The sequence below is a fragment of the Actinoplanes oblitus genome, from assembly GCF_030252345.1.
GTDB classification, from domain to species: Bacteria; Actinomycetota; Actinomycetes; order Mycobacteriales; family Micromonosporaceae; genus Actinoplanes; species Actinoplanes oblitus.
In genome coordinates this window covers 8,715,651-8,739,011 of sequence record NZ_CP126980.1, presented here as the reverse complement: position 1 = coordinate 8,739,011, position 23,361 = coordinate 8,715,651, and the positions used below count along the sequence as shown (strand labels likewise).

Genomic DNA, 23,361 nt, shown 5'->3' with positions numbered 1-23,361 from the left:
ATCACAGGGCGACCCGGCGACCCGCACCATCGAGAGGGACCGAGAAGACATGAAGAGCGGCATTCACCCGGAGTACACGACCACCGAGGTCATCTGCTCCTGCGGCAGCACCTTCAGCACCCGCAGCACCGCCAAGGGCGGCGAGATCCGCGTCGAGACCTGCAGCGCCTGCCACCCGTTCTACACCGGCAAGCAGCGCGTCCTCGACACCGCGGGCCGGGTCGCGAAGTTCCAGGCGAAGTACGCCAAGGTCAACGCCGCGAAGAAGAAGTAACTGCTTCAACGGCGCCCGTCCCGGGAAACCGGGGCGGGCGCCGTTCGCATGGGGCAGCTTTTCCGCAGACCTTGGAGAGATCGATGAGCAACGACCGTTTGAACATGCTTCTCGCCGAGTACGCGGACCTGGAGAAGCGGATGGAGGATCCGTCGATCCACGCCGACCAGGCGCTGGTCCGGCGGGTCGGCCGGCGCTTCGCCGAGCTGGCGCCGATCTACTCGGCGCACGCCGAGCTGGAGGCCGCCCGCGAGGACCTGGCCGCCGCCCGGGAGCTGGCGGCCGAGGACCCGGCGTTCGCCGGTGAGGCCGAGGCGGTCGCCGCCACCCTCCCGGCGCTGGAGGAGAAGCTCGGCGAGATGCTGATGCCGCGCGACCCCAGCGACGCCAAGGACGTGATCATCGAGATCAAGGCGGGCGAGGGCGGCCAGGAGTCCGCGCTGTTCGCCGGCGACCTGCTGCGGATGTACACCAGGTACGCGGAGCGCCGCGGCTGGGTGGTCGAGGTGATCGACTCGCAGGAGTCGGACCTGGGCGGCGTCAAGGACATCTCGGTAGCGGTGAAGACCAAGGGCCTGCCGGAGGGCGGCCACGGCGTCTGGTCCCGGATGAAGTGGGAGGGCGGCGTGCACCGGGTGCAGCGCGTCCCGGTCACCGAGTCGCAGGGCCGGATCCACACCTCGGCGGCCGGTGTGCTGGTGCTGCCCGAGGCGGAGGACGTGGAGGTCCAGATCGAGCCCGGCGACCTGCGGATCGACGTGTACCGGTCGTCCGGGCCGGGCGGTCAGTCGGTGAACACCACCGACTCCGCCGTGCGGATCACGCACCTGCCCACCAACACCGTGGTGAGCTGCCAGAACGAGAAGAGCCAGCTGCAGAACAAGGAGTCGGCGATGCGCATCCTGCGCTCCCGGCTGCTGGCGCAGGCCCAGGAGGCGGCGGACGCGGCGGCCGGCGACGCGCGCAAGGCGCAGGTGCGGACGGTGGACCGTTCGGAGCGGGTGCGTACCTACAACTTCCCGCAGAACCGGATCACCGACCACCGGATCGGCTACACGGCGTACAACCTCGACCTGGTGCTCGGCGGTGAGCTGGACGGGGTGCTGGACGCGCTGGCCGCGGCCGACCGGGAGGCCCGGCTGGCCGGGGACACCGAGCTCAGCCGACGTCAGTGACACTCAGGACGGTGTCGGCGTCGACGCAGGTCAGGTAACGCCCGACGGGCCGGCAGTCGCCGGCCAGCCGCTGGAGCGTGCCGAGCAGCGTGGTCCGTCCGGTGGCCGGGTCCAGTCGCAGGACCGCCGTTCGCAGGTCCGGGTAACCCCATGGACGTAACACCAGCAGGGCGCCGTCGTCCCGGGGCGGGAAGAGCGCGGTGCCGTCGACGACGCCGGTCAGGGTCCGGCCGGTCGTCGCGTCCACGATCCGGGAGTTGCTCATCCCGCTGCTGTTGACCAGCAGGCGGCCGGCGCCGATCGGCACCGCGCCGGTCTGCCGGGCCGTCCAGTGCTCCTCGCCGGTCCGCGGGTCGAGCACGTGCAGCACCTCGCGGTCGGCCAGGCAGAGCGTCGGGTCGCAGGTGTTCACGTTGACGTCCGGGCCCAGGCCGGAGCTGTGCCACAACTCGGTGAGGGTGCCGGCCTGGTACGCGGTCACCGAGGGGTCGGCGCCGTACCTGATGTCGATGAGGCGGCCGTCGGTCATCAGCGCCATCCAGGGCTCGCGGGCGAGCGGGCTGCTCCGACGGGTGGCCAGCGGCTCGCCGTCGGCGTACCGGAACGTGGTGAGCGTCCCGGCCGCGGTGACCGCGACGACCTGATCGGGCGCGGCGGGGTAGTCCGGGGCCACCAGCGCCTGCGCCGGGTCGATCGCGCGGTCCCAGATCGGGACCCCGTCCGCGGCCCGGACCAGGTGCAGCGAGGCGATCCGGCCCCGGCCGTCCCAGTCGGCGAAGAGGGCGGTCGTCGCGTCACCGGCCATCATCTGGCCGGAGTGCCGCCAGCTGACCGCCCCGGTGCGGCTGTCCAGCGCCGCGGTCGCCGAGGCGAAGAACGCGGGGCTGCCGTCCTCCAGCAGGGTGTTCAGGTGATCGGCGACGTAGAGCCGGTGGGCCGCCTCGCGCGGCATCGTCCAGGTCGGCTCGGGTCCCATCGGGGTGGCCCAGCGGACCTTGCCGGTGGCCAGGTCGTAGGCGGTCAGCACCGCTCCGCCCGGCTCGGTCCGGAACAGCACCGCCTGCCCGTCGACGTAGTCCGGGTATCCGCCGTCGGGCACCGGCATCGACCACAGCTGCCGGACCGTGGGCGGGCCGGGCCGCACCGAGCCGGTCAGGCCGATCGCGCAGAGCACCGCGAGAACCGCGGCCGCGGCCCGGGACCGGGTGCGGCGCCGGAACGGCGCGGCACCCTCCGGCCCGGGTGCGGCGGGCTCGCTGACGTCGCCCAGTTCGATCATCGTCATGGTGTCGCCGATCCTAGGAGTCCGGGTCACCCGGTGGTGGTCACCACGATCCGGCCGGTCCGCTGGCAGACCAGGAACCGGCCGGTGACGGCGCAGTAGGCGCCTTCGATCGACTCGACGGTGCCGAGCGTGACGGCCCGGCCGGCCGGCAGGTCGATCCGGCTGAGCACGGTCCGCAACGGCGGCGTGGTGGCGGTGCGGACCATCAGGTCGCCGTCCGGCCAACCGGCGCCGAGGTTGCCCAGGACCCGGCCGGTCGCCGCGTCGAGCAGTGTCTGGACCGGCTCGTTCGCGTCGGTGCCGGCGGCGATCAGCCGATCCGCGCCGGCCGGGCTGGCGACGCCCTGCCCGGTGCGCACCCAGCGGATGGCGCCGGTGGCCGGTTCGAGCCCGGCCACGTCGGCTCCCCGGGCCAGGCAGAGCACCGGGCCGCAGCCGGTCACCAGCGACGAGCGCAGCGTCCGCACGCTCCAGTCCCGGCCCAGGTCGCTCAGCCGGTACGCGATGATCGTCGCGCCCAGCGGGTCGGTCCGGGTGACCACGAACCGCCCGTCGTGGATCAGCGCCTGGGTGCCCAGCTCGTCGCCGGTGCTCCAGGCCACCCGCCCGCTGCTGAGCAGGCTGCCGTCGGTGTATCGGTAGACCCCGGCGTCGCCGGCCAGGGTGGTGGTGACGATCCGGGTCCCGTCCACCTCCAGGCCGGCCACCCGCCGCACCTGCCGCGTCCAGCGCGTCTCGCCGGCCCGTGCCCCGACCAGCCGCAGCGTCCGCAGCTCGCCGCGGTCGTCCCGGTCGGCGAGCAGCACGGTGTCCCGGGTGGCGTGCATCATCTCGCTGGTGGACCGCCAGCGCACCGCGCCGGTGGCCGCGTCCAGCACCGTCGCGCTGCCCGGGTGGACGGGTGCGTCGGGCGGGGCGTGGATCGCCACCCGCGGCGTGTCGGCGAGCCGCACCATGCCGTCGCCCGCCAGGAAGGTCATCAGGCCGCCGGCGCCGCTGACCCAGGGCAGGTCCCGGCTCCACCGCGGGGTCCCGGTGGCCACCGCGTACGCGGTCAGCACGGTCCGCCCGTCGGTGGCCCGGGCCAGGTAGACGGTGTCCCCGTCGGTGGCCAGGCTGTCGGTCTGGCCGGCCGGTACGCTCCACGCGTCGTGCACCAGCGACGGTTCCGGGACGGCGGCCGCGCCCAGGGCGAGCGCGCAGAGCACGGCGACCAGCGCGGCCCCGGCCGGCCGGCGGCGCACCCGCCGGACCGGTGGTGGTGGCGCCGGCGGCTCGCCGGGCCCGGCGCTGAGGTCACCGAGGTCGATCAGGGCCATCTCAGGCGGGTTTCCGGCTGGCCGCCGCGGCGGCCAGCGCGGCGCTCAGCCCTCGGCCGTTGACGCCCACCTCGGACCAGCCGGCGGCCAGCCCGATCGGCGTGCCCGGGACCAGCACCTGCCAGTTCTCCACCGCCGCCGCGGCACCGATCCGGCGGGCCACCTCGGCCGCGTGGTGCGGGCCGGCCCCCGGCAGGACCAGGACGAACTCGTCGCCGGCGAACCGGGCCACGAAGTCGCCGCGGCGCATCACCCGGGCCAGCACCCCGGCGATCCGCTGCAGCACCAGGTCGCCGCAGTGCCGGCCGTGCCGCAGGTTGACGGTGGTGAAGCCGACGATGTCGCAGACCCCGACCGCGGCGCGCTCGCCGCGGGCCAGCAGGCCGTCCACATAGTGCTCCAGGGCGCGGCGGTTGGGCAGGCCGGTGAGCGGGTCGGTCAGGGTCTCGTCGCCGTAGCGGTGCGGGTCGCGCTGGGTCTCCTGGGCGTCCAGGCGAGCCGCGACGCCGTCCAGGTAGCCGTCCCGGAGCTGGTCGATGCGCTGGGCGGCGAGGCGGAACGCGTACCGGTCGGCGGCGTGCGCGGCGGCGTGGTCCCCGGCGCTGGCGTGGCAGATGCTGCGCAGCCGGGCCGGCTCCGGGGCGCCGAGCACCTCGGCGGAGACCGGGATCGCCTCCAGCATGGTCAGTGCCCGCTCCGGCTTGCCGGCCGCGATGGTCAGGCAGACCGCGCCGAGGTGTTGCAGGTCCCGGGTGCGGACGCTGTCGCCGCCGCCGGTCAGCCAGGTGGCCGCGCCCGCCTCGGTCGGCTCGCCCAGGGCGGCCCGGCGGGCCAGGGCGTAGCCGTAGACCGCGCGGCTGCCCGGGCGCAGCTGGTCGGTCGCCAGGTAGCGGGACAGCTCGGCGTCGATGTCGCGGAGCACCCGCAGGCAGCCGTCGGTGTCGCCCTGGTGGTCGAGGGAGACCGCGTTGCGCAGCCGGATGCCGGGCGCGGCGAACACCTCCGGCGCCAGCCCGGCGCTCGCGCCCACCTCCCGGGCCTGCTCGATAGCGGTCAGCGCCTGGCCGTGGAAGCCGAGATAGGAATACGCCATGGCCAGGTCGTGCCAGCCCCAGGCGGTCTCCTCGTCCCGGTCCGGCACCGCGGCCAGCGCGCGGGACGCCTGCACCAGGTGGGTCACCCCGCGGTCCAGATTGCTCTGCAGGTGGGCGCCGAGGGCGGCGAAGGCGTGCAACTGGCCGCGCAGGTAGGGGTCGGGCACCTCGCGGACCGCCTCGGCGGCCGCCGCCATCGCGGTGGCCAGCTCGGCCACCCGGCCCAGGTTGATCAGCGCGCCGAACCGCTGGACCAGCGCGTACGCCCGGATGGTCGGATCGGTGCCGGCGGCCAGCACGGCGTCCAGGATCGGCAGGGCCTGGGCGGAGCGTCCGTCCTGCTGGAGCCGCCCGGCCCGGCGCAGGTCGTCGACATGTTCCGCGAGCTGGTCCAACCAACCCACCAGGCGCCTCCCACGGCCTTCGGCGCGATCGCTGGGTGACCCGGCCGATCCCCGGCGTGCGCGACGTCTCATGATTATGCCGTGATGCCGCCTGACGAACACCCCCGCCGGATCCGTCTGGCACCCGAGTTGGCATCGGCGACCGCCGAACTCGCGGCGTCCGGGGTGTCCTCGCCGCGCGTCGACGCCGAGCTGTTGGCCGCGCACGTGCTGGACGTGCCGCGCGGGCGGCTGATATTGACCGACACCATGCGCGAGGACGAGGCGGCCCGGCTGCGCGAGCTGGTCGCCGCGCGGGCCGGGCGGGTCCCGTTGCAGCATCTGCTCGGCACTGCCGCGTTCCGCCATGTGGAACTCGCGGTGGGCCCGGGCGTCTTCGTGCCCCGCCCGGAGACCGAGCTGCTGGCCGGCTGGGGCATCGAGCGGACCACGCCCGGCGCGACAGTTGTCGATCTGTGCAGCGGCAGCGGGGCGATCGCGGTGTCGGTGGCCGACGAGTCGCGGGCCGGCCGGGTGATCGCGGTGGAACGCTCGCCGGCCGCGCTGCCCTGGCTGCGGCGCAACGCGTCGGGGTACCGGACCGTCGAGGTCGTCGAGGCCGACGTGACCGATCCGCGGCTGCTGTCCGAGTTGCACGGTCAGGTCGACGTGCTGCTCTGCAACCCGCCGTACGTGCCGGACGGCACCCCGGTCCCGCCCGAGGTGTCCGATCACGACCCGGCCGAGGCGGTCTTCGGCGGAGCCGACGGCCTGAGCGTCATCCGGCCGGTGACAGCGCTCGCCGCCGTACTGCTCAAACCGGGCGGATGGGTCGGTATCGAGCATGACGACGTGCACGGCGCCGCGGTGCCCGCGTTGCTCCGCGCCGACGGCCGGTTCATCGAGGTGACCGCCCACGCCGATCTCACCGGCCGCCCGCGATACGCGACCGCCCGTCGCGGGTGACGGCATGGCAGACTGCACGTCGTGATGCTCTACGACTGCACCGCCATCGCCGATCGTGATCGCGGCGTCGCCGCGGCCGTCGAGGCGGCCAAGAGCGGTGAGCTCGTGGTGATGCCCACCGACACGGTCTACGGCGTGGGTGCGGACGCCTTCACCGCCCACGCCATCACCCAGCTGCACCACGCGCGCGGCTCCGACCGGCGGGTGCCGCCGCCGGTGCTGGTCGGCTCCCGGCACACCCTGGACGGGCTGGTCTATTCGCTGCCCCGGGCCGCGCGGGACCTGGCCGACGCGTTCTGGCCGGGCGCGCTGACCATCATCGTGGAGCACTCGCCGAGCCTGCAGTGGGACCTGGGCGAGACCGGCGGCGTGATCGCGGTGCGGATGCCGCTGCACCCGGTCGCCCTGGAGGTGCTGCGGGAGGTTGGCCCGATGGCGGTGACCACCGCCAACAAGGTGGGCTCGCCGTCGCCGCTGACCGCCGAGGAGGCCCGCGACCAGCTGGAGTACGCGGTGCGTGTCTATCTGGAGGCCGGCCCGGCGGTCGACCCGTGGCCGAGTTCGGTGGTCGACGTGACGGGTGACGTGCCGCGCCTGCTGCGCACCGGCTCGATCCCACTGGAGAAACTGCGCGACGTGGTGCCGGACATCGTCGAGGGGCAGGCCTGAGGTGGCGGCGCCGTTCACCGTCCTGCACGTCTGCATGGGCAACATCTGCCGGTCCCCGATGGCCGAGCGCCTGCTCGCCCGGGCGGTCCGCGACCGTTCCGGCAGCGGTGCGGAGCAGCTGGTCCGCAGCGTCAGCGCCGGCACCGGCGGCTGGCACGAGGGCGAGGAGATGAACCCGCCGGCCGCCCGGCTGGTGCGCGCCCGGCGCGGCTCCGACGACGGCTTCCTGGCCCGCAAGCTGCGCGGCGACTTCATCGACGAGGCCGACCTGATCCTCACCGCCACCGCCGACCAGTACGACTACGTGGTCGCCCTGCGCCCGGCCGCCGCCGAGCGCACCTTCGTGCTCGGCGAGTTCGGCCGGCTGCTCGGCGCCGTCGACAAGGCCACGCTGCCCCCGGCCGAGCCCGAGCCGGAGGCGGTGCGCCAGCGCGGCACCGCCCTGGTCGCCGCCGTGCACCGGCTGCGTGCCGGCGAGACGCCGCTGCTCACCGATGATCTGGACGACCCGTGGGGCCGCGGCGACCAGACCTTCCAGCGGGTCGCCGACGAGATCGAGGACGCCACGATGCCGCTCGCCGCGTTGTTGCTTCCGTGAGCCGTGTCGTTCCGCCCGACGCCGAGGGATTGCGCCGGGCCGTCGAGATCCTGCGCGCCGACTCGGTCGTCGCCTTCCCCACCGAGACCGTCTACGGCCTCGGCGCCAACGCCTTCTCCAAGCAGGCGATCGGCGAGGTCTACCGGCTGAAGAACAGGCCGAGCTGGAACCCGCTGATCGTGCACGTCGCCTCGGTCGAGGCGGCCCGCGCGCTCGCCGAGGAGTGGCCGGCCGTCGCCGACGAGCTGGCCGCGCGGTTCTGGCCGGGCCCGCTGACCCTGGTGGTGCGCCGGGCCGGGCACCTGGCCGGCGTCGGCGCCGACAACGACACCATCGCCATCCGGATCCCCGCGCACGAGGTGGCACTGCGCCTGCTGGAGGCGTCCGGCCTGCCGCTCGCCGCGCCCAGCGCGAACCGGTCCGAGTCGATCTCGCCGACCACCGCCGGGCACGTGGTGCGCAGCCTGCCGGACGTGCCGCTGGTGCTGGACGGCGGCCCGTGCTCGTGGGGCATCGAGTCGACCGTGCTGGACCTGACCACGCCGGTGCCGACGCTGCTGCGCCCGGGCGCGCTGAGCCTGCGCGTGCTGCGGGACGCGACGGGGGCGATCGCGCTGCGGGACACGGAGACCGCTGACGGCGCGGCCCGGCCGTCGCCCGGGATGAGCCGGCGGCACTACGCGCCACGCGCCAAGGTCGTGCTGACCCCCGACGTGCGGGAGGCCGACCGGTCCGGGTCGCCGGCACCCGCGGCGATTCTGACGTACGAGGGGAGCGCGCCGCCGGCGTACCGGCAAGCGGGCGAACCCGGCACCGAGACCTCCCCGGCCGTTGCCGGCGCACCCGGCACCGAGCTCGTCGAAGTCCTCTCCGCGGACCCGCGGGAGTACGCGGCGGACCTGTACGCCGCGCTGCACCGCCTCGACGACGCCGGCGTGGCCACCATCTTCGTGCAGGAGCCGCCGGACACCGAGGACTGGCTCGCCGTGCGCGACCGCCTCTCGCGCGCCGCCGCCTAGGCATCCGTCCGTTCTCGATCAGCCGATGGTTTCCGCGCCGCGGGCGATGTTGCGGGCCATGCCGCTGAAGACGATGCCGTGGAACGGCCGGACCGACGCCCAGTAGAGGTGGCCGGCCAGGCCGCGGGGGAGGAAGACGGCCCGCTGGCGGTAGACCGAGCCGCCGTCGCCGTCGGGCTCGGCGCGCATCTCCAGCCAGGCGCGGCCGGGCACCCGCATCTCGGCGCGCAGGCGCAACAGCCGGCCGGGCTCGAGCTCCTCGACCCGCCACCAGTCGAGGGCCTCGCCGACCCGCAGCCGGTGCTGGTCGCGCCGGCCGCGGCGCAGGCCGACCCCGCCGGCCAGCCGGTCCAGCCAGCCGCGCACCGACCAGGCGAGCGGGAACGAGTACCAGCCGTTCTCGCCGCCGACGCCCTCGATCACCCGCCACAGCCGGTCGGCCGGGGCGTGCACCTCGCGGGAGCGTTCGTCGAGGTAGACGCTGCCGCCCGACCACTTGGGGTCGCTGGGCAGCGGCTCGGCGGCGGCGTCCCGGCCGGACGCGGTGGACCAGCGGGTCTCCACCTCGGCGTCACGGATCCGGCCCAGGGCCAGCCGGACCGCCTCGTCGAAGCCGAGCGGGGCCGGGCCGGGGAGCAGCGCGGCCAGGTCGTTCTCCCGGGCCACCGCCTCGTGGACCAGGCTGGCGACCAGTGGGCGGGCGATCGCGTTCGGCACCGGGGTGATCAGGCCGACCCAGTGCGCCGACAGCCACGGGCTGAGCACCCGGGTGGGCAGGATGATCCGGCGGGGCAGGCCGGCGACCCGGGCGTAGCGGCGCATCATGTCGGCGTAGCTGAGCACGTCGGCGCCGCCGATGTCGAAACCGCGGTGCACCTCCGGCGGCAGGCCGGCCGCGTCGATCAGGTAGCGCAGCACGTCGCGGACCGCGATCGGCTGGATCAGGTTCTCCGCCCAGCGCGGGGTGATCATGGCAGGCAGGCGCTCGGTCAGGTAGCGCAGCATCTCGAACGAGGCCGAGCCGGAGCCGATGATCACCGGGGCGCGCAGCACCGCCGTCGGCACGCCGGAGGCCAGCAGGATCCGGGCGACCTCGGCGCGGGAACGCAGGTGCGGGGACGGGCGGTCGCCGGGGGGCGGCTCCGGGCCGCCCAGGTAGATGATCCGGCGTACGCCGGCGGCGCGCGCCGCGGCGGCGAAGTTCGCCGCCGCCTCGCGGTCCCGCCGCTCGAAGTCCGGCTGGCCCAGCGAGTGCATCAGGAAGTAGGCGACCTCGACGCCGTCGAAGGCGGGCCGCAGGCTGGCCGGGTCGGCCAGGTCGGCCTCGACGATCTCCACCTGGCCGGCCCACGGGACGTCCCGCAGGCGACCGGCGCTGCGGGTCAGGCAGCGCACGTGATGGCCGGCCTCGACCAGGCGGGGTGCCAGCCGGCCGCCGATGTACCCGGTCGCTCCTGTGACAAGACAGCGCATGCTGAGCCTTTCAGGAAAGAACCCGAAAACCCGTTACTTGAAGACTGTGCCCCGAACGGGGGTCATTCAGCCATATGCTCATTTCTGGCCGCGTCACACCAGCTCGGGGAGGCCCAGGGTGAGCACCTTCTGGGGGCCGGACTTCACCGCGCTGGAGCGCGACGATCCGGAGATCGCCGACGTGCTCCTCGGCGAGCTGGCCCGCCAGCGCGACACGCTGACCCTCATCGCCAGCGAGAGCTTCACCTCGCCGGCCGTGCTGGCCGCGCTCGGCTCCACGCTGGCCAACAAGTACGCCGAGGGCTACCCGGGGCACCGCTACTACGGCGGCTGCGCCCAGGCCGACCGCGCCGAGGAACTGGCCGTCGAGCGGGCCCGGGAGCTGTTCGGCGCCGACCACGCCAACGTGCAGCCGCACTCGGGCGCGTCGGCGAACCTGGCCGCCTACGCCGCCCTGGCCGAGCCGGGCGACCCGGTGCTGGCCATGGGGCTGCCGCACGGCGGGCACCTGACACACGGCAGCCGGGCGAACTTCTCCGGCAAGTGGTTCCATCCGATCGCGTACCGGGTGACGCCCGGGACCGAGCTGATCGACTACGACGAGGTGCGCGACCTGGCCCTGGCGCACCGGCCGAAACTGATCATCTGCGGCTCGATCTCCTACCCCCGGCTGATCGACTTCGCCCGGTTCCGCGAGATCGCCGACGAGGTGGGCGCCTACCTGCTGGTCGACGCGGCGCACTTCATCGGCCTGGTGGCCGGCCGGGCGGTCCCGTCCCCGGTCCCGTACGCCGACGTGGTCACCTGCACCACCCACAAGGCGCTGCGCGGCCCGCGCGGCGGCATGATCCTCTGCCGGGCCGACCTGGCCCAGCGGGTGGACAAGGCGGTCTTCCCGTTCGCCCAGGGCGGTCCGATGATGCACACGGTGGCGGCCAAGGCGGTGGCCCTGCGCGAGGCGGCCCTGCCGGCCTTCCGGAGGTACGCTTCCCAGACCGTGCGCAACGCGCAGGCGCTGGCCGCTGGGCTGGCCGCCGAGGGGATGCGCCCGGTCACCGGTGGCACCGACACCCATCTCGCCGTGCTCGACCTGCGCGAGCTGGGGGTCAGTGGCCGGGAGGCGGAGGCGCGCTGTGCCGCCGCGGGGATCGCTCTGAACAAGAACCCCATTCCGTACGACCCGGAGAAACCCGCCGTGGCGTCCGGGATCCGGGTCGGCGCGCCCGGTGTCACCTCGCAGGGCATGGGGGAGACCGAGATGCGCCGGGCCGCGGAACTCATCGGGGTGGCGGTGCGGTGCGACCCGGAGACGGCCGGCGGGAAGTCCCGGTTGGCCGGTGTCCGCGAGGAGGTGACCTGCCTGGTGCGGCGCTTCCCGTTCTACGTCGACCAGGAGGTCATGGCATGAGCGACCGCACCGCGGCGCAGCGAGGGCCGGGAGGGCGTGCCCGGTGAGCCACAGCGCGAGTGGCACCCCCACACCGGTGACGCCCGGCGCGTTCGGGGAGCTTCCCGGCGTACCGGAAAAAGATCTCGATGGTCCGCTGCCGGACCTGCCGCCCCTGCCGGCGGACCCGCGGTGGAAGACCGAGCACCTCGGCTTCCTGACCGCTGTGTCGTTCCTGCTGCTCACCTGCGCCGCCTCGATCGGCTTCCTGGTCAGCGGGCCGACCGCCGCGCTGGCCGCGGCCGGCGGCGTGCTGATCGTGACGGTCAGCCACACGCTGACCACGTTGGTGGTCGCCTGGGCGGACACGGTCCGGCCGGCCCTGGTCATGCCGCTGGGAATGCTGACGTATGTCGTCAAATATTCTTTGCTTGGCATTATCCTGGCTGTTGGCGTCTCGTCCGATTGGCCGGGAAAGAAAGCGCTGGGGCTTGGCGTGGTGGCGGGTGTGGTGATCTGGACCGCGGTCCAGGCCTGGTGGGTGACTCGCCGGACACTCCGGAAGTGATCTGAGGCACGCGCGTTCCTCCAGCTCAATGGAGGTATGGCTGATCAACTGCCACGATCCGGTGATGTGTCCGCTCGTGCCTTGTTCCGTTCTGGCGGGACAGGAGTACCGTGTGCTTCCAGTTGCGAGACCCCTGACGCCTGGACAACTGCGGTTGTGCGGGGGGTCCCGCTTAGCTTCGTATCACCTGCTGATATCGTTCGGGCCGTCATGACCGGCCAAGAACCTCCCCACGACAAACGCGGTGACGAAGGCCCGACCCCGCCGGATTCCGGTGCGGGCATGACGGCAGTCACCTACCTCATCGCGGGCATGTTGACCTGGGGCGGGATCGGGTGGCTGGTTGACCACTGGGTCGGGACCAAGGGCATCTTCGCCGGCATCGGCGCCGTCCTCGGCATCGGCCTGGGTGTGTACCTCATCGTGCGCCGGCTCGGCGCCTGACAGGAAAGGGCCATGGTGATCAGTCAGACGATCCTCGCGGCGGAGTTCCCGCCCAGCGTCGAGGATTTCTACCTGCCCAGCATCCTGCCGTGGAACGTCGAGAACAACTACTGGTTCACCAAGATCACGTTCCTGGTCTGGGTAGCGGTAGCGGCGATCATCATCTTCTTCCTGGTCTCGTACCGGAAGCCGCAGCTCGTTCCGACGAAGAAGCAGTGGATCGCCGAGAGCGTCTACGGCTTCGTGCGGAACAACGTCGCGATCGAGATGATCGGTCCGCGCGGTGTCGCCTTCGCGCCGTACCTGACGGTGCTGTTCATGTTCATCATCGTGAACAACTTCTTCGGCATCGTGCCGTTCGTGCAGATCTCGCCGAACTCGCACATCGCGTTCCCGGCGATTCTCGCGCTGATCAGCTACGTGATGTTCATCTATGTCGGCATCCGGCACCACGGCTTCGTGAAGTACTTCAAGACCGCTCTGGTCCCGCCGGCGCCGTGGTTCATCCTGCCGCTGCTGATCCCGATCGAGTTCTTCTCGAACTTCCTGGTCCGCCCGTTCTCGCTGGCCGTCCGTCTGTTCGCCAACATGTTCGCCGGGCACATGCTGCTGCTGGTGTTCACGCTCGGCGGCTTCGCGATGATCAGCGCCAACGGGCTGCTCGCCCCGGTCTCGATCCTGTCCTGGGCGCTGACCATCGCGCTGACCTTCCTCGAGTTCCTGGTGATCTGTCTCCAGGCCTACGTCTTCACGGTGCTGACCGCGAGCTACGTCCAGGGCGCGCTCGCCGACGAGCACTGAGTTTCATCCCGCACGAAGTACCACCCCGTTTGTCGTCCCGCGTGACAGTCACGCGAGATACCAGGAGGAACTGAGAATGCTGCTCTCCGAAGTTGTTGGTAGCACCGCCGCCATCGGTTACGGTCTCGCTGCCATCGGCCCGGGTATCGGTGTCGGTCTCGTCTTCTCGGCCTACATCCAGTCGACCGCCCGCCAGCCGGAGTCGTCGCGCCTGACCCTGCCGTACGTCTGGATCGGCTTCGCCGTCGTCGAGGCGCTCGCGCTGCTCGGCATCGCGTTCGGCTTCATCTGGGCAAACCCGCTCGGCTGATCCAGGCATAGCTGACCTCGACAGGAGGTTCTCATGATCAACACGTTTGTTGTTCTGGCCGAGGCTGCCGCCGACGATAAGCCGCACAACCCGATCCTCCCTGCCTGGCAGGAAATCGTGGTCGGGTCGGTCGCCTTCGCGGTGCTCTGCTTCGTACTGATGAAGTTCGTCTTCCCGCAGATGGAGAAGACGTTCCGCGCTCGCGTGGACGCGATCGAAGGCGGCATCAAGCGCGCCGAGACCGCGCAGGCCGAGGCGAACGAGCTGCTCGAGCAGTACCGCGCGCAGCTCGCCGAGGCACGGACCGAGGCCGCTCGCATCCGCGACGAGGCCCGGGCCGACGCCGAGGGCATCCGGCAGGACGTGCTCGCCAAGGCTCGCGAGGAGTCGGACCGCATCATCGCGGCCGGCAACGAGCAGCTCGCGGCGCAGCGTGAGTCGATCGTCCGGGAGCTCCGTGCCGAGGTCGGGACCCTCGCGGTCGACCTGGCCGGCAAGATCGTGGGCGAGGCGCTGGCCGACGAGGCCCGCACCCGCGGCACCGTCGAGCGCTTCATCGCGGACCTCGACGCCGCCGGCACGGCTGGCGGGCGCTGATGGCGTCGGGCGTCACCAACCAGGCCTACGCGGACGCGGCGGAGCGGCTCTCCGCCGACACCGCCACGGCTACGGGTGCGCAGCTGGCCACGGTCGCCGATGAGATCCTCACGGTGGCCGGCCTGCTGCGGGGCCAGCCCCGGCTGCGCCGGGCGCTGACCGACCCGTCGCGGCCCGGCGACGACCGTGGCGACCTGCTCCGCTCGCTGCTGTCCGGCAAGGTCGCCGAGGTGACCGTCGACGCGCTGGCCACCCTGGTGGGCGGCCGGTTCTCCAAGCCCAGTGACCTGCTGGACGCGACCGAGCGGCTGGGTGTCGGCACCCTGCTCGCCTCGGCGCAGAAGGACGGCACGCTGGCGGAGATCGAGGACGAACTCTTCCGGTTCACGCAGATCGTCGCCGGCAGCCCGCAGCTCGCGGCCACGCTCAGTGACATCGGTGCCCCGGTGGCCCCGCGGGCTAAGCTGGTCGGGGATCTTCTCGACGGCAAGGCCCAGGCGATCACGGTCCGGCTCGTCCAGGTCGCGCTCGAGGGTTTCGGTGGCCGTGGCTTCGAGGCCTCGCTGAGCCGGCTGGTCGAGCTGACCGCCGCGCGGCGTGACCGCGAGGTGGCGTATGTGACGGTTGCCAAGCCGCTCGCCGACGCCGAGGAGACGGCCCTGGCCGGCAAGCTGGCAGCGATCTACGGCCGCGAGGTCTCGCTGAAGGTGGACGTCGATCCCGCGATCATCGGCGGGGTCAGCGTCCGGGTCGGCTCCGACCTCTACGACGGCACGATCCTGCGCCGGCTGAACGCCGCGAAGCAGGCGTTCGCGAAATAGGCGCCGCGCAGGCGTTCGCTACATAGTCCTTTCCCCTCGATCCCTTGATCGAGAAGCCCCTCGGTGGCGGCGACGTCCCGAGCTAGACAGAGAAGGCAGAGGATGGCCGAGCTGACCATCTCCTCGGACGAGATCCGGGGGGCGCTAGAGCGCTACGTCTCGTCCTATTCGCCCGAGGTCTCCCGCGAGGAGGTCGGCATCGTCTCCGATGCGGGCGACGGTATCGCGCACGTCGAGGGCCTGCCCTCGACGATGGCGAACGAACTGCTGGAGTTCGCCGACGGCACGCTGGGCGTCGCCCTGAACCTCGACGTCCGTGAGATCGGCGCCGTGATCCTGGGTGACTACGCGAACATCGAGGAGGGCCAGCCGGTCAAGCGCACCGGCCGGGTGCTCTCGGTGCCGGTCGGCGACGCCTTCCTGGGTCGCGTCGTGGACGCCCTGGGTAACCCGATCGACGACCGTGGCGAGATCGCCAACGAAGGCTTCCGCGAGCTCGAGCTGCAGGCGCCGAACGTGATGGCCCGCCAGCCGGTGAAGCAGCCGCTGCAGACCGGTATCAAGGCGATCGACGCCATGACGCCGATCGGCCGCGGCCAGCGCCAGCTGATCATCGGTGACCGTAAGACCGGCAAGACCACTGTCGCGCTCGACACGATCATCAACCAGAAGGCCAACTGGGAGTCCGGCGACCCGGCGAAGCAGGTGCGCTGCATCTACGTCGCCATCGGCCAGAAGGCCTCGACCATCGCCAGCATCCGCGGCGTCCTCGAGGCCCAGGGCGCGCTGGAGTACACGACGATCGTCGCGGCTCCGGCGTCCGACCCGGCCGGCTTCAAGTACATCGCCCCGTACACCGGCTCGTCCATCGGACAGCACTGGATGTACAACGGCAAGCACGTCCTGATCGTCTTCGACGACCTGACCAAGCAGGCCGAGGCGTACCGCGCCGTGTCGCTGCTGCTGCGCCGCCCGCCGGGCCGCGAGGCGTACCCGGGCGACGTCTTCTACTTGCACTCCCGCCTGCTGGAGCGCTGCGCCAAGCTCTCCGACGAGCTGGGTGGCGGCTCGATGACCGGTCTGCCGATCATCGAGACCAAGGCCAACGACATCTCGGCCTACATCCCGACCAACGTCATCTCGATCACCGACGGCCAGATCTTCCTGGAGTCCGACCTGTTCGCCTCGGGTGTCCGCCCGGCGATCAACGTCGGCACCTCGGTGTCCCGGGTGGGCGGTTCGGCGCAGGTCCGGGCGATGCGCACGGTCTCCGGCCGGCTCCGGCTCGACCTGGCCCAGTTCCGTGAGCTGGAGGCCTTCTCGGCCTTCGCCTCCGACCTGGACCGCGCGTCGCGGGCGCAGCTGGAGAAGGGCGTCCGCCTGGTCGAGCTGCTCAAGCAGCCGCAGTACTCGCCGTACTCGACCGTCGAGCAGGTCATCTCGATCTGGGCCGGCACCACCGGTCAGCTGGACGACGTCCCGGTCGCCGACGTGCGCCGCTTCGAGCAGGAATTCCTGCAGTGGTTCAAGCAGCACCAGAGCGACGTCTACACCGCGATCGAGTCGACGGACCAGCTGAGCGACGACAACATCGAGAGCCTGAAGTCGGGCGTCGTCGAGTTCAAGAAGGTCTTCCAGGGCAGCGCGACCGGCGAAAGCGGTAGCTAGTCATGGCCGGTCAGGTACAGGCGCTGCGTCGGCGCATCAAGACGGTCAAGTCGACCAAGAAGATCGCCAAGGCGCAGGAGCTCGTCGCGACCAGCCGGATCGCGAAGGCCCAGGAGCGGGTCAACGCGTCCCGGCCGTACTCGGTGGCGATCACCAAGGTGCTGGCCGCCCTGGCGTCGAACGCTTCGGTCGACAACCCGCTGCTGGTCGCGCGTGAGCGCGTCCAGCGGGCGGGCGTTCTGCTGATCACCAGTGACCGGGGCCTGGCCGGCGCCTACAACGCCAACGCCATCCGCGCCGCCGAGCAGCTGATCGAGGAGCTGCGTGCGGCGGGCAAGGAGGTGGCGCTGTACGTCGTCGGCCGCAAGGGCACCGGTTACTACCGGTTCCGCGGCCGGACCGTCGACGCCAGCTGGACCGGCTTCTCCGAGCGCCCGTCGTTCGAGGACGCCAAGCGGATCGGCGACGGTCTGATCGAGGCGTTCGCGGCGGGTTCGGAGACCGAGGGGACCTTCGGCCCCGAGGGCATCGCGGGCGTGGACGAGCTGCACATCGTGAGCACCGAGTTCAAGTCCCTGATGACCCAGACGGCGAACGCGAAGCCGCTCGCGCCGGTGCGGGTCGAGGACGAGGCGGACGAGTCGGACCAGGGCCTGCGGCCCGCGTACGAGTTCGAGCCGGACGCCGACGAGCTGCTCGACGCGCTGCTGCCGAAGTACCTCAACACGCGGATCTACGCGGCGTTGCTGGACTCGGCGGCGAGCGAGTCGGCCTCTCGCCGGCGGGCGATGAAGAGCGCGTCGGACAACGCCGACGACCTCCTCAAGCGGTACACGCGCGAGATGAACTCCGCGCGGCAGGCTGCGATCACCCAGGAAATCAGTGAGATCGTGGGCGGCGCCAACGCGCTGGCCGCGGCGGGAAGTGATGTGTGATGACTGCTGTTGCTGAGCCCACCAAGGCGGAGACCGCTGTCGGCCGTGTCGTCCGGGTCATCGGCCCGGTCGTCGACGTCGAGTTTCCCCGCGACGCCATGCCCGCGATCTTCAACGCGCTGCACGTTGAGGTCACCCTCTCCGAGGGCACCAAGAAGCTGACCCTGGAGGTCGCCCAGCACCTGGGTGACAACCTGCTTCGCGCGATCTCGATGCAGCCGACCGACGGCCTGGTCCGCGGCAAGGAGGTCGTCAACACCGGTGCCCCCATCTCGGTGCCGGTCGGCGACGTGACCAAGGGCCACGTGTTCAACGCCCTCGGCGAGGTGCTCAACGTCGACCCGTCGACGCTGGACATCCAGGAGCGCTGGTCGATCCACCGCAAGCCCCCGGCGTTCGCCGACCTGGAGCCGAAGACCGAGATGCTGGAGACCGGCATCAAGGTGCTCGACCTGCTCGCGCCGTACGTGCGCGGTGGCAAGATCGGTCTGTTCGGTGGCGCGGGTGTGGGCAAGACCGTGCTGATCCAGGAGATGATCATCCGGGTCGCCCGGAACTTCGGTGGCACCTCGGTGTTCGCCGGTGTCGGCGAGCGCACCCGTGAGGGCAACGACCTCATCCTGGAGATGGACGAGGGTGGCGTGCTGGACAAGACCGCCCTGGTCTTCGGCCAGATGGACGAGCCGCCGGGCACCCGTCTGCGGGTCGCCCTGACCGCCCTGACCATGGCGGAGTACTTCCGGGACGTCCAGAACCAGGAGGTGCTGCTCTTCATCGACAACATCTTCCGGTTCACCCAGGCCGGTTCCGAGGTCTCCACCCTGCTCGGCCGGATGCCGTCCGCGGTGGGTTACCAGCCCACCCTGGCCGACGAGATGGGTGAGCTGCAGGAGCGGATCACCTCGGTCCGGGGCAAGGCGATCACCTCGCTGCAGGCGATCTACGTGCCCGCCGACGACTACACCGACCCGGCGCCGGCCACCACCTTCGCCCACCTGGACGCGACCACCAACCTGGAGCGGTCGATCTCCGACAAGGGCATCTACCCGGCCGTGGACCCGCTGGCCTCCAGCTCGCGGATCCTGGCGCCGGAGTTCGTCGGTGCCGAGCACTACGCGGTGGCCCGTGAGGTCCAGCGGATCCTGCAGAAGTACAAGGACCTGCAGGACATCATCGCCATCCTCGGTATGGACGAGCTCTCCGAGGTCGACAAGGTCACTGTCGCCCGGGCCCGCCGCATCGAGCGGTTCCTGTCGCAGAACACCTACGCGGCGGAGCAGTTCACCGGCGTTCCCGGCTCGACGGTCCCGCTGAAGGAGACCATCGAGGCGTTCAAGAAGATCGCCGAGGGTGAGTACGACAACTACCCGGAGCAGGCCTTCTTCATGTGCGGCGGTCTCGAGGATCTGGAGAAGAACGCGCACGAGCTGATGAAGGGCTGACCTCAGCCCTCCCGCGGTTCTGACGAACAGGAAGCCGTGCCGGTTCACACCGGCACGGCTTCCCTCGTTCACCGGCAGTTCGACAGGTGTGAACGTGGGCATCGCACCCAGGGACCTCGTATTTTCCTTGGGTATGCTTGGCCGCCGCCTGGGAGGCGGGTCCCGCGTTGACGTGGGTGTTGGACCGGCAGAGTTGGGGATCGGGTGGCTAAGTCTGCGAAGCGCCGGGCACCGCTGTGGGCCCGGCTGACCGCCGTCTGCGGTGCGGTGCTGATGGTGACCAGCGGTGTCGTGCTGGTCGGCGGGAACGCGCTGATCGCCAAGTACACCGGCGCGATCGACGCCGACGGCGGCCTGATCGGCGCGCCCGCGGAGGGCGCCACCAAGGCGGTCGCCGAGGACATCAAGGGCCCGATCAACATCCTGATGGCCGGCATCGACCCGCGCGACGACAAGACCGCGCCGCTCTCGGACTCGATCATCGTGGCGCACATCCCGGCGACGATGGACCAGGTCTACCTCTTCTCCATCCCGCGCGACCTCTACGTGGACATCCCGGCGTTCCCGCCGACCGGCTTCGGCGGCGGCAAGTCGAAGATCAACGCGGCGATGTCGTACGGCAGCTCGGTCGGCAACGGCAAGCACGACGTGAAGCAGGGCTTCCAGCTGCTGGCCAAGACGGTCGGCCAGCTCACCGGCATCAAGGACTTCCAGGCCGGCGCGATCATCAACTTCGGCGGCTTCAAGAAGATCGTCGAGGCGATGGGCGGGGTCACCATGACCGTCGACATGGTGGTCAAGTCCGAGCACCTGAAACCGAACGGCGAACGGCGTGACCGCCGGCCGGAGTGCGCCGACAACACCTGCGCGCACCCGTACATCGGCGAGCAGAAGGTCTACCGGCCCGGGACGTACCACCTGAAGGCCTGGGAGGCCCTGGACTACGTCCGGCAGCGGTACGGCCTGCCCCACAGCGACTACGACCGCCAGCGGCACCAGCAGCAGTTCATCAAGGCGATGGCCAAGCAGGCGATGAGCAAGGGCGTGGTGACCAACCCGAGCAAGATGCTGAAGATCCTGGACGCGGGCGGCGACGCGCTGACCTTCGACGGCAACGGCCACAGCATCCTCGACTGGGGTCTGGCCCTGCAGGGGCTGAACACCGACAACATGGTGTCGATCAAACTGCCCGGCGGCGGCGTCTACGACGGCGGGAGATACCTGGGTGAAGGCCTCGGCGCGGGTTCCGATCAGTTCTTCGAAGCGGTGCGGAACGACAGGATCCCGGAGTTTCTGCTGGCCCACCCGGAGTTCGTGAACAGGAACAGCTAGCCCCGGTCGGCCGCCGGTCGGCGGCGCCGATTAGACTTTCACCCATTCGGTTCGCAGCGTCAAAGGGAGACAGCGTGGCCAACCAGCTTCACGTCGAGGTTGTCGCCGTCGAGGAGAAGGTCTGGGCCGGTGAGGCCGAGATGCTCGTCGCGCGCACCACCGAGGGTGAGATCGGTGTGCTGCCGGGCCACTCTCCGCTGCTCGGCCTGCTCAAGGAGCCGTCCCAGGTCCGGGTGAAACTCGCCGGTGGCGAGCAGCTCACCTACGACGTCGCGGGTGGCTTCCTCTCCATCGACGCGAACGGCGTCACCGTGCTCGCCGAGAGCGCGACGCCGGCCACGCCCGAGCAGCACTGACACCGGCGATGCGGGTTCTGGAAGTCGTCGGAATCTGCCTCGTCGCGCTGCTCGCGTTACTGTTCGCCATCTTCTTCCGCCGCCGGCTGCTCATGCTCGGCGGCGGCACCATCCGGCTGCAGGTCCGCACCAACACGTTGGTGCCGGGCCGCGGCTGGTCGCCCGGGCTCGGCCAGTTCGTCGGTGACGAGCTCCGCTTCCACAAGATGTTCAGCCTCGCCATCCGCCCGAAACGGGTGCTCGACCGGCGGGTGCTGACCATCGCCGAGCGGCGCCTGCCCACCGGGCCGGAGCGTCTCACCATGCCCGGGCACTGGGTGGTGCTGCGCTGCGCGATGGGCGGCACCGAGCTGGACATCGCGATGGCCGAGACCACGGTGACCGGCTTCCTCTCCTGGCTCGAGGCCGGCCCGCCCCGGGACCCGGGCAGTGTGCCGGGCCGGTCGATCTTCGGGCCCCGCCCGATGGAGAGCTGACCACGGTTCCGGGATTGGCAGTCGCGCCCGCCCGGCCCGGCGCCTAGCGTCGGCGGCATGCGGATTCGTATCGTCGACGCCTTCACCGATCGCCCGTTCGCCGGCAACCCGGCCGGGGTGCTGATCCTGGACGCCTTCCCGGCCGACGACTGGATGCAGCAGGTCGCCGCCGAGGTCAACCTCGCCGAGACGGCCTTCCTGCACCGCCTGCCGGCCGGCGGTGACGCCGACTGGGCGCTGCGCTGGTTCACCCCGGTCGCCGAGGTGGCACTCTGCGGGCACGCGACCCTCGCCAGCACGCACGTGCTGCACCACGCCGGGCTGGCCGAGGGGCCGGCTCGATTCGCCACGAGGAGCGGCGTCCTGACCGCCACGGTGGCCGGCGACGGCCTGATCACGCTGGACTTCCCGGCGGCGCCGCTCAGCGCTGTCGACCCCGATCCGGCGCTGGCCGCGGCGCTCGGAGCCGAACCGCTCACCAGTTTCTGGACCGGTCCGAACACCGACGACGTGCTGGCCGAGGTGGCCGACGAGAAGACGGTCCGGGCGCTCACCCCGGACTTCACCGCACTGGCCCGGGTCACCGGCCGCGGCGTGATCGTCACCGCCCGCGCGGAGGACCCGGCGGCCGGCTACGACTTCGTGTCCCGTTTCTTCGCCCCGGCGGTCGGCGTTAACGAGGACCCGGTGACCGGGTCGGCGCACACCGCGCTCACGCCGTTCTGGAGCGAGCGCCTCGGGCGCACCTCGCTGGTGGGCTACCAGGCCTCGCGGCGCGGCGGTCTGGTGCGAGTGACGCTCCGGGGTGACCGGGTGGATCTGGCCGGCACCGCCGTCACCACCATCGACGGTGAGCTCCAGGTGGCGCTGCCGGACGCCTAGCCCGCGGGAGAGCGTCAGCCCGCGTGGGACTCCGTGTGTCGGCCCCGCGAGATGCGGCCGTCGTGCCGGCCCGGGCGAGAGGTCAGCCCGCCTGAGCCATTCGCGCGCGGGCTGATGCTCAGCGTGAGCCGGTCACGCGCGGGCTGATGCTCAGCGTGAGCCGGTCACGCGGGGACTGATGCTCAGCGTGAGTCGGTCGCGCGGGGACTGATGTTCAGCGTGAGCCGCCGGGGACCCATTTCACGTCGCCGTCCGGGTTGGCCACCCGGGACAGGATGAAGAGCAGGTCGGACAGGCGGTTCAGGTACTTGGCCGGCAGGACCGAGGTGCGGTCCGGGTCGGCCGCGATCAGGGCCCACGCGGACCGCTCCGCCCGGCGGGCGACAGTGCGGGCCACGTGCAGCAGAGCCGCGCCCGGAGTGCCACCCGGAAGGATGAAGCTGTCCAGCGCGGCCAGCCGTTCGTTGAACTCGTCGCACCAGCCCTCGAGGCGGGTGACGTAGTCCTCGGTGATCCGCAGCGGGGGGTACGGCGGGTTCTCGGCGAGCGGGTTGCCGAGATCCGCCCCGAGGTCGAACAGGTCGTTCTGGATCCGGGCCAGCACCGCCCGCACGTCCTCCGGCAGAGCGCCCAGCGCGAGCGCCACCCCCAGCGCCGCGTTGCACTCGTCGGCGTCGGCGTAGGCCGCGATCCGCGGATCCGTCTTCGCCGCCACCTCGTTGTTGACCAGTCGAGTCTGCCCAGCGTCGCCGGTACGGGTGTAAATCCGCGTCAGATGCACAGCCATGCCCCGAGCCTAGTGGCCACCTCGCCGGGTACGGAGCCGCGGTGGTCGGCGCGTGGTGGGGGCGTCGCGGTGGTGCCGGCCACCGGCGGTCGCACGGGCCCCGCCGCTGGTCCGCTCGCCGCCGCACGGGGGCGCGCCGGGGTTTCGGTGACCATCCACGGACAATGAAGGGTCCGGCGATCGCTATGGACGCGCAGCGGCCAGATCGCCGGACCCGGCCCGCGCGGGAGCATGCGATCCGCACCACAGCGGACGCGCGTATCGGATTGTCCCGAATTTGATCTTGATCGTCGGCAGGCC

25 protein-coding genes are annotated in these 23,361 nt (G+C 71.6%); 20 read left to right on the top strand and 5 right to left on the bottom strand.

What is annotated here, in order from left to right; all coding sequences use genetic code 11:
- Nucleotides 1-49 precede the first annotated feature (49 nt).
- Both rpmE and prfA read left to right on the top strand, forming a co-directional pair.
- Nucleotides 50-274: a 50S ribosomal protein L31 gene (rpmE, locus tag Actob_RS38730; RefSeq protein ID WP_014694406.1), complete on the top strand. Its 225-nt coding sequence runs from the start codon at nt 50-52 to the stop codon at nt 272-274.
- Between the two features lie 83 nt (nt 275-357).
- Nucleotides 358-1,449 (top strand): peptide chain release factor 1, encoded by a 1,092-nt coding sequence (prfA, locus tag Actob_RS38725; protein ID WP_284916937.1) that lies wholly within the window; start codon nt 358-360, stop codon nt 1,447-1,449.
- Here the strand turns inward: prfA and Actob_RS38720 are convergent.
- Genes Actob_RS38720 through Actob_RS38710 form a run of 3 tightly spaced genes read right to left on the bottom strand, consistent with a single transcriptional unit; the run spans nt 1,433 to nt 5,551 of the window.
- On the bottom strand, nt 1,433-2,734 hold the full coding sequence (locus Actob_RS38720; RefSeq protein ID WP_284916936.1) for an outer membrane protein assembly factor BamB family protein: 1,302 nt from the start codon (nt 2,732-2,734) through the stop codon (nt 1,433-1,435). The two genes, prfA and Actob_RS38720, sit on opposite strands and share 17 nt — an antisense overlap.
- Before the next feature lie 26 nt (nt 2,735-2,760).
- On the bottom strand, nt 2,761-4,053 hold the full coding sequence (locus tag Actob_RS38715) for a PQQ-binding-like beta-propeller repeat protein (RefSeq protein ID WP_284916935.1): 1,293 nt from the start codon (nt 4,051-4,053) through the stop codon (nt 2,761-2,763).
- A gap of 1 nt (nt 4,054) precedes the next feature.
- Nucleotides 4,055-5,551 carry a GGDEF domain-containing protein gene (locus Actob_RS38710; protein WP_284916934.1) on the bottom strand — a complete coding sequence of 499 codons (1,497 nt, stop codon included), beginning with the start codon at nt 5,549-5,551 and terminating at the stop codon, nt 4,055-4,057.
- Between the two features lie 84 nt (nt 5,552-5,635).
- Here Actob_RS38710 and prmC point away from each other — a divergent pair, with 84 nt between their 5' ends.
- The 4 genes from prmC to Actob_RS38690 are packed head-to-tail and all read left to right on the top strand — an operon-like array spanning nt 5,636 to nt 8,782.
- Complete coding sequence (prmC, locus tag Actob_RS38705) at nt 5,636-6,496, top strand: peptide chain release factor N(5)-glutamine methyltransferase (protein ID WP_284916933.1); 861 nt, start codon at nt 5,636-5,638, stop codon at nt 6,494-6,496.
- 24 nt (nt 6,497-6,520) lie between these two features.
- A complete protein-coding gene (locus tag Actob_RS38700; RefSeq protein ID WP_284922480.1) occupies nt 6,521-7,165 on the top strand; it encodes an L-threonylcarbamoyladenylate synthase in 645 nt (214 codons plus the stop codon).
- A 34-nt stretch (nt 7,166-7,199) separates the two neighbouring features.
- Nucleotides 7,200-7,763, top strand: a complete 564-nt coding sequence (locus Actob_RS38695; protein WP_284922479.1) for an arsenate reductase/protein-tyrosine-phosphatase family protein — start codon at nt 7,200-7,202, stop codon at nt 7,761-7,763.
- Nucleotides 7,760-8,782: an L-threonylcarbamoyladenylate synthase gene (locus Actob_RS38690; RefSeq protein ID WP_284916932.1), complete on the top strand. Its 1,023-nt coding sequence runs from the start codon at nt 7,760-7,762 to the stop codon at nt 8,780-8,782. The genes Actob_RS38695 and Actob_RS38690 overlap by 4 nt, the downstream gene beginning before the upstream one ends.
- An 18-nt stretch (nt 8,783-8,800) precedes the next feature.
- Here Actob_RS38690 and Actob_RS38685 read toward each other — a convergent pair whose 3' ends face one another.
- Nucleotides 8,801-10,255, bottom strand: a complete 1,455-nt coding sequence (locus Actob_RS38685) for an SDR family oxidoreductase (RefSeq protein ID WP_284916931.1) — start codon at nt 10,253-10,255, stop codon at nt 8,801-8,803.
- 118 nt (nt 10,256-10,373) lie between these two features.
- Between Actob_RS38685 and Actob_RS38680 the strand changes: the two genes are divergently transcribed.
- From Actob_RS38680 to Actob_RS38615, 14 genes are all read left to right on the top strand, one after another.
- On the top strand, nt 10,374-11,663 hold the full coding sequence (locus Actob_RS38680) for a serine hydroxymethyltransferase (RefSeq protein WP_284916930.1): 1,290 nt from the start codon (nt 10,374-10,376) through the stop codon (nt 11,661-11,663).
- A gap of 43 nt (nt 11,664-11,706) precedes the next feature.
- Entirely contained in the window at nt 11,707-12,210 is a 504-nt protein-coding gene (locus Actob_RS38675; RefSeq protein WP_284916929.1) for a hypothetical protein, read from the top strand.
- 210 nt (nt 12,211-12,420) lie between these two features.
- The gene (locus tag Actob_RS38670) at nt 12,421-12,654 is read left to right on the top strand and encodes an AtpZ/AtpI family protein (RefSeq protein ID WP_284916928.1); all 234 of its coding nucleotides are present in this window, start codon (nt 12,421-12,423) and stop codon (nt 12,652-12,654) included.
- A 12-nt stretch (nt 12,655-12,666) separates the two neighbouring features.
- Nucleotides 12,667-13,455, top strand: a complete 789-nt coding sequence (gene atpB / locus Actob_RS38665; RefSeq protein WP_284916927.1) for a F0F1 ATP synthase subunit A — start codon at nt 12,667-12,669, stop codon at nt 13,453-13,455.
- A 76-nt stretch (nt 13,456-13,531) separates the two neighbouring features.
- A complete protein-coding gene (locus Actob_RS38660; RefSeq protein ID WP_284916926.1) occupies nt 13,532-13,765 on the top strand; it encodes an ATP synthase F0 subunit C in 234 nt (77 codons plus the stop codon).
- 33 nt (nt 13,766-13,798) lie between these two features.
- Nucleotides 13,799-14,362, top strand: a complete 564-nt coding sequence (locus tag Actob_RS38655; protein WP_284916925.1) for a F0F1 ATP synthase subunit B — start codon at nt 13,799-13,801, stop codon at nt 14,360-14,362.
- On the top strand, nt 14,362-15,183 hold the full coding sequence (locus tag Actob_RS38650; protein ID WP_284916924.1) for a F0F1 ATP synthase subunit delta: 822 nt from the start codon (nt 14,362-14,364) through the stop codon (nt 15,181-15,183). The genes Actob_RS38655 and Actob_RS38650 overlap by 1 nt, the downstream gene beginning before the upstream one ends.
- Nucleotides 15,184-15,285: 102 nt before the next feature.
- Nucleotides 15,286-16,851, top strand: coding sequence for a F0F1 ATP synthase subunit alpha (gene atpA / locus Actob_RS38645; RefSeq protein WP_284916923.1), 1,566 nt, complete (start codon nt 15,286-15,288; stop codon nt 16,849-16,851).
- A gap of 2 nt (nt 16,852-16,853) precedes the next feature.
- Nucleotides 16,854-17,786: a F0F1 ATP synthase subunit gamma gene (locus Actob_RS38640; RefSeq protein ID WP_284916922.1), complete on the top strand. Its 933-nt coding sequence runs from the start codon at nt 16,854-16,856 to the stop codon at nt 17,784-17,786.
- Nucleotides 17,786-19,228 carry a F0F1 ATP synthase subunit beta gene (atpD, locus tag Actob_RS38635; RefSeq protein ID WP_407653491.1) on the top strand — a complete coding sequence of 481 codons (1,443 nt, stop codon included), beginning with the start codon at nt 17,786-17,788 and terminating at the stop codon, nt 19,226-19,228. Before Actob_RS38640 ends, atpD begins: the two co-directional genes overlap by 1 nt.
- 204 nt (nt 19,229-19,432) lie before the next feature.
- A complete protein-coding gene (locus Actob_RS38630; protein WP_407653490.1) occupies nt 19,433-20,560 on the top strand; it encodes an LCP family protein in 1,128 nt (375 codons plus the stop codon).
- A gap of 74 nt (nt 20,561-20,634) precedes the next feature.
- The gene (locus Actob_RS38625) at nt 20,635-20,916 is read left to right on the top strand and encodes a F0F1 ATP synthase subunit epsilon (RefSeq protein ID WP_014694384.1); all 282 of its coding nucleotides are present in this window, start codon (nt 20,635-20,637) and stop codon (nt 20,914-20,916) included.
- An 8-nt stretch (nt 20,917-20,924) separates the two neighbouring features.
- Nucleotides 20,925-21,392 carry a DUF2550 domain-containing protein gene (locus Actob_RS38620; protein ID WP_284916920.1) on the top strand — a complete coding sequence of 156 codons (468 nt, stop codon included), beginning with the start codon at nt 20,925-20,927 and terminating at the stop codon, nt 21,390-21,392.
- 57 nt (nt 21,393-21,449) lie between these two features.
- Nucleotides 21,450-22,274 (top strand): PhzF family phenazine biosynthesis protein, encoded by an 825-nt coding sequence (locus Actob_RS38615; RefSeq protein WP_284916919.1) that lies wholly within the window; start codon nt 21,450-21,452, stop codon nt 22,272-22,274.
- A 214-nt stretch (nt 22,275-22,488) separates the two neighbouring features.
- Here Actob_RS38615 and Actob_RS38610 read toward each other — a convergent pair whose 3' ends face one another.
- Nucleotides 22,489-23,061: a cob(I)yrinic acid a,c-diamide adenosyltransferase gene (locus Actob_RS38610; protein ID WP_284916918.1), complete on the bottom strand. Its 573-nt coding sequence runs from the start codon at nt 23,059-23,061 to the stop codon at nt 22,489-22,491.
- Between the last annotated feature and the right edge of the window lie 300 nt (nt 23,062-23,361).

What these genes read in the sequence shown, in the direction of transcription:
- rpmE (WP_014694406.1), top strand. Translation starts at nt 50, where the DNA reads ATGAAGAGCGGCATTCACCCGGAGTACACGACCACCGAGGTCATCTGC.
- prfA (WP_284916937.1), top strand. Translation starts at nt 358, where the DNA reads ATGAGCAACGACCGTTTGAACATGCTTCTCGCCGAGTACGCGGACCTG.
- Actob_RS38720 (WP_284916936.1), bottom strand. Translation starts at nt 2,734, where the DNA reads ATGACGATGATCGAACTGGGCGACGTCAGCGAGCCCGCCGCACCCGGG.
- Actob_RS38715 (WP_284916935.1), bottom strand. Translation starts at nt 4,053, where the DNA reads ATGGCCCTGATCGACCTCGGTGACCTCAGCGCCGGGCCCGGCGAGCCG.
- prmC (WP_284916933.1), top strand. Translation starts at nt 5,636, where the DNA reads ATGCCGCCTGACGAACACCCCCGCCGGATCCGTCTGGCACCCGAGTTG.
- Actob_RS38700 (WP_284922480.1), top strand. Translation starts at nt 6,521, where the DNA reads ATGCTCTACGACTGCACCGCCATCGCCGATCGTGATCGCGGCGTCGCC.
- Actob_RS38695 (WP_284922479.1), top strand. Translation starts at nt 7,200, where the DNA reads ATGGGCAACATCTGCCGGTCCCCGATGGCCGAGCGCCTGCTCGCCCGG.
- Actob_RS38685 (WP_284916931.1), bottom strand. Translation starts at nt 10,255, where the DNA reads ATGCGCTGTCTTGTCACAGGAGCGACCGGGTACATCGGCGGCCGGCTG.
- Actob_RS38670 (WP_284916928.1), top strand. Translation starts at nt 12,421, where the DNA reads ATGACCGGCCAAGAACCTCCCCACGACAAACGCGGTGACGAAGGCCCG.
- atpB (WP_284916927.1), top strand. Translation starts at nt 12,667, where the DNA reads ATGGTGATCAGTCAGACGATCCTCGCGGCGGAGTTCCCGCCCAGCGTC.
- Actob_RS38660 (WP_284916926.1), top strand. Translation starts at nt 13,532, where the DNA reads ATGCTGCTCTCCGAAGTTGTTGGTAGCACCGCCGCCATCGGTTACGGT.
- Actob_RS38655 (WP_284916925.1), top strand. Translation starts at nt 13,799, where the DNA reads ATGATCAACACGTTTGTTGTTCTGGCCGAGGCTGCCGCCGACGATAAG.
- Actob_RS38650 (WP_284916924.1), top strand. Translation starts at nt 14,362, where the DNA reads ATGGCGTCGGGCGTCACCAACCAGGCCTACGCGGACGCGGCGGAGCGG.
- atpA (WP_284916923.1), top strand. Translation starts at nt 15,286, where the DNA reads ATGGCCGAGCTGACCATCTCCTCGGACGAGATCCGGGGGGCGCTAGAG.
- Actob_RS38640 (WP_284916922.1), top strand. Translation starts at nt 16,854, where the DNA reads ATGGCCGGTCAGGTACAGGCGCTGCGTCGGCGCATCAAGACGGTCAAG.
- atpD (WP_407653491.1), top strand. Translation starts at nt 17,786, where the DNA reads ATGACTGCTGTTGCTGAGCCCACCAAGGCGGAGACCGCTGTCGGCCGT.
- Actob_RS38620 (WP_284916920.1), top strand. Translation starts at nt 20,925, where the DNA reads ATGCGGGTTCTGGAAGTCGTCGGAATCTGCCTCGTCGCGCTGCTCGCG.
- Actob_RS38615 (WP_284916919.1), top strand. Translation starts at nt 21,450, where the DNA reads ATGCGGATTCGTATCGTCGACGCCTTCACCGATCGCCCGTTCGCCGGC.
- Actob_RS38610 (WP_284916918.1), bottom strand. Translation starts at nt 23,061, where the DNA reads ATGGCTGTGCATCTGACGCGGATTTACACCCGTACCGGCGACGCTGGG.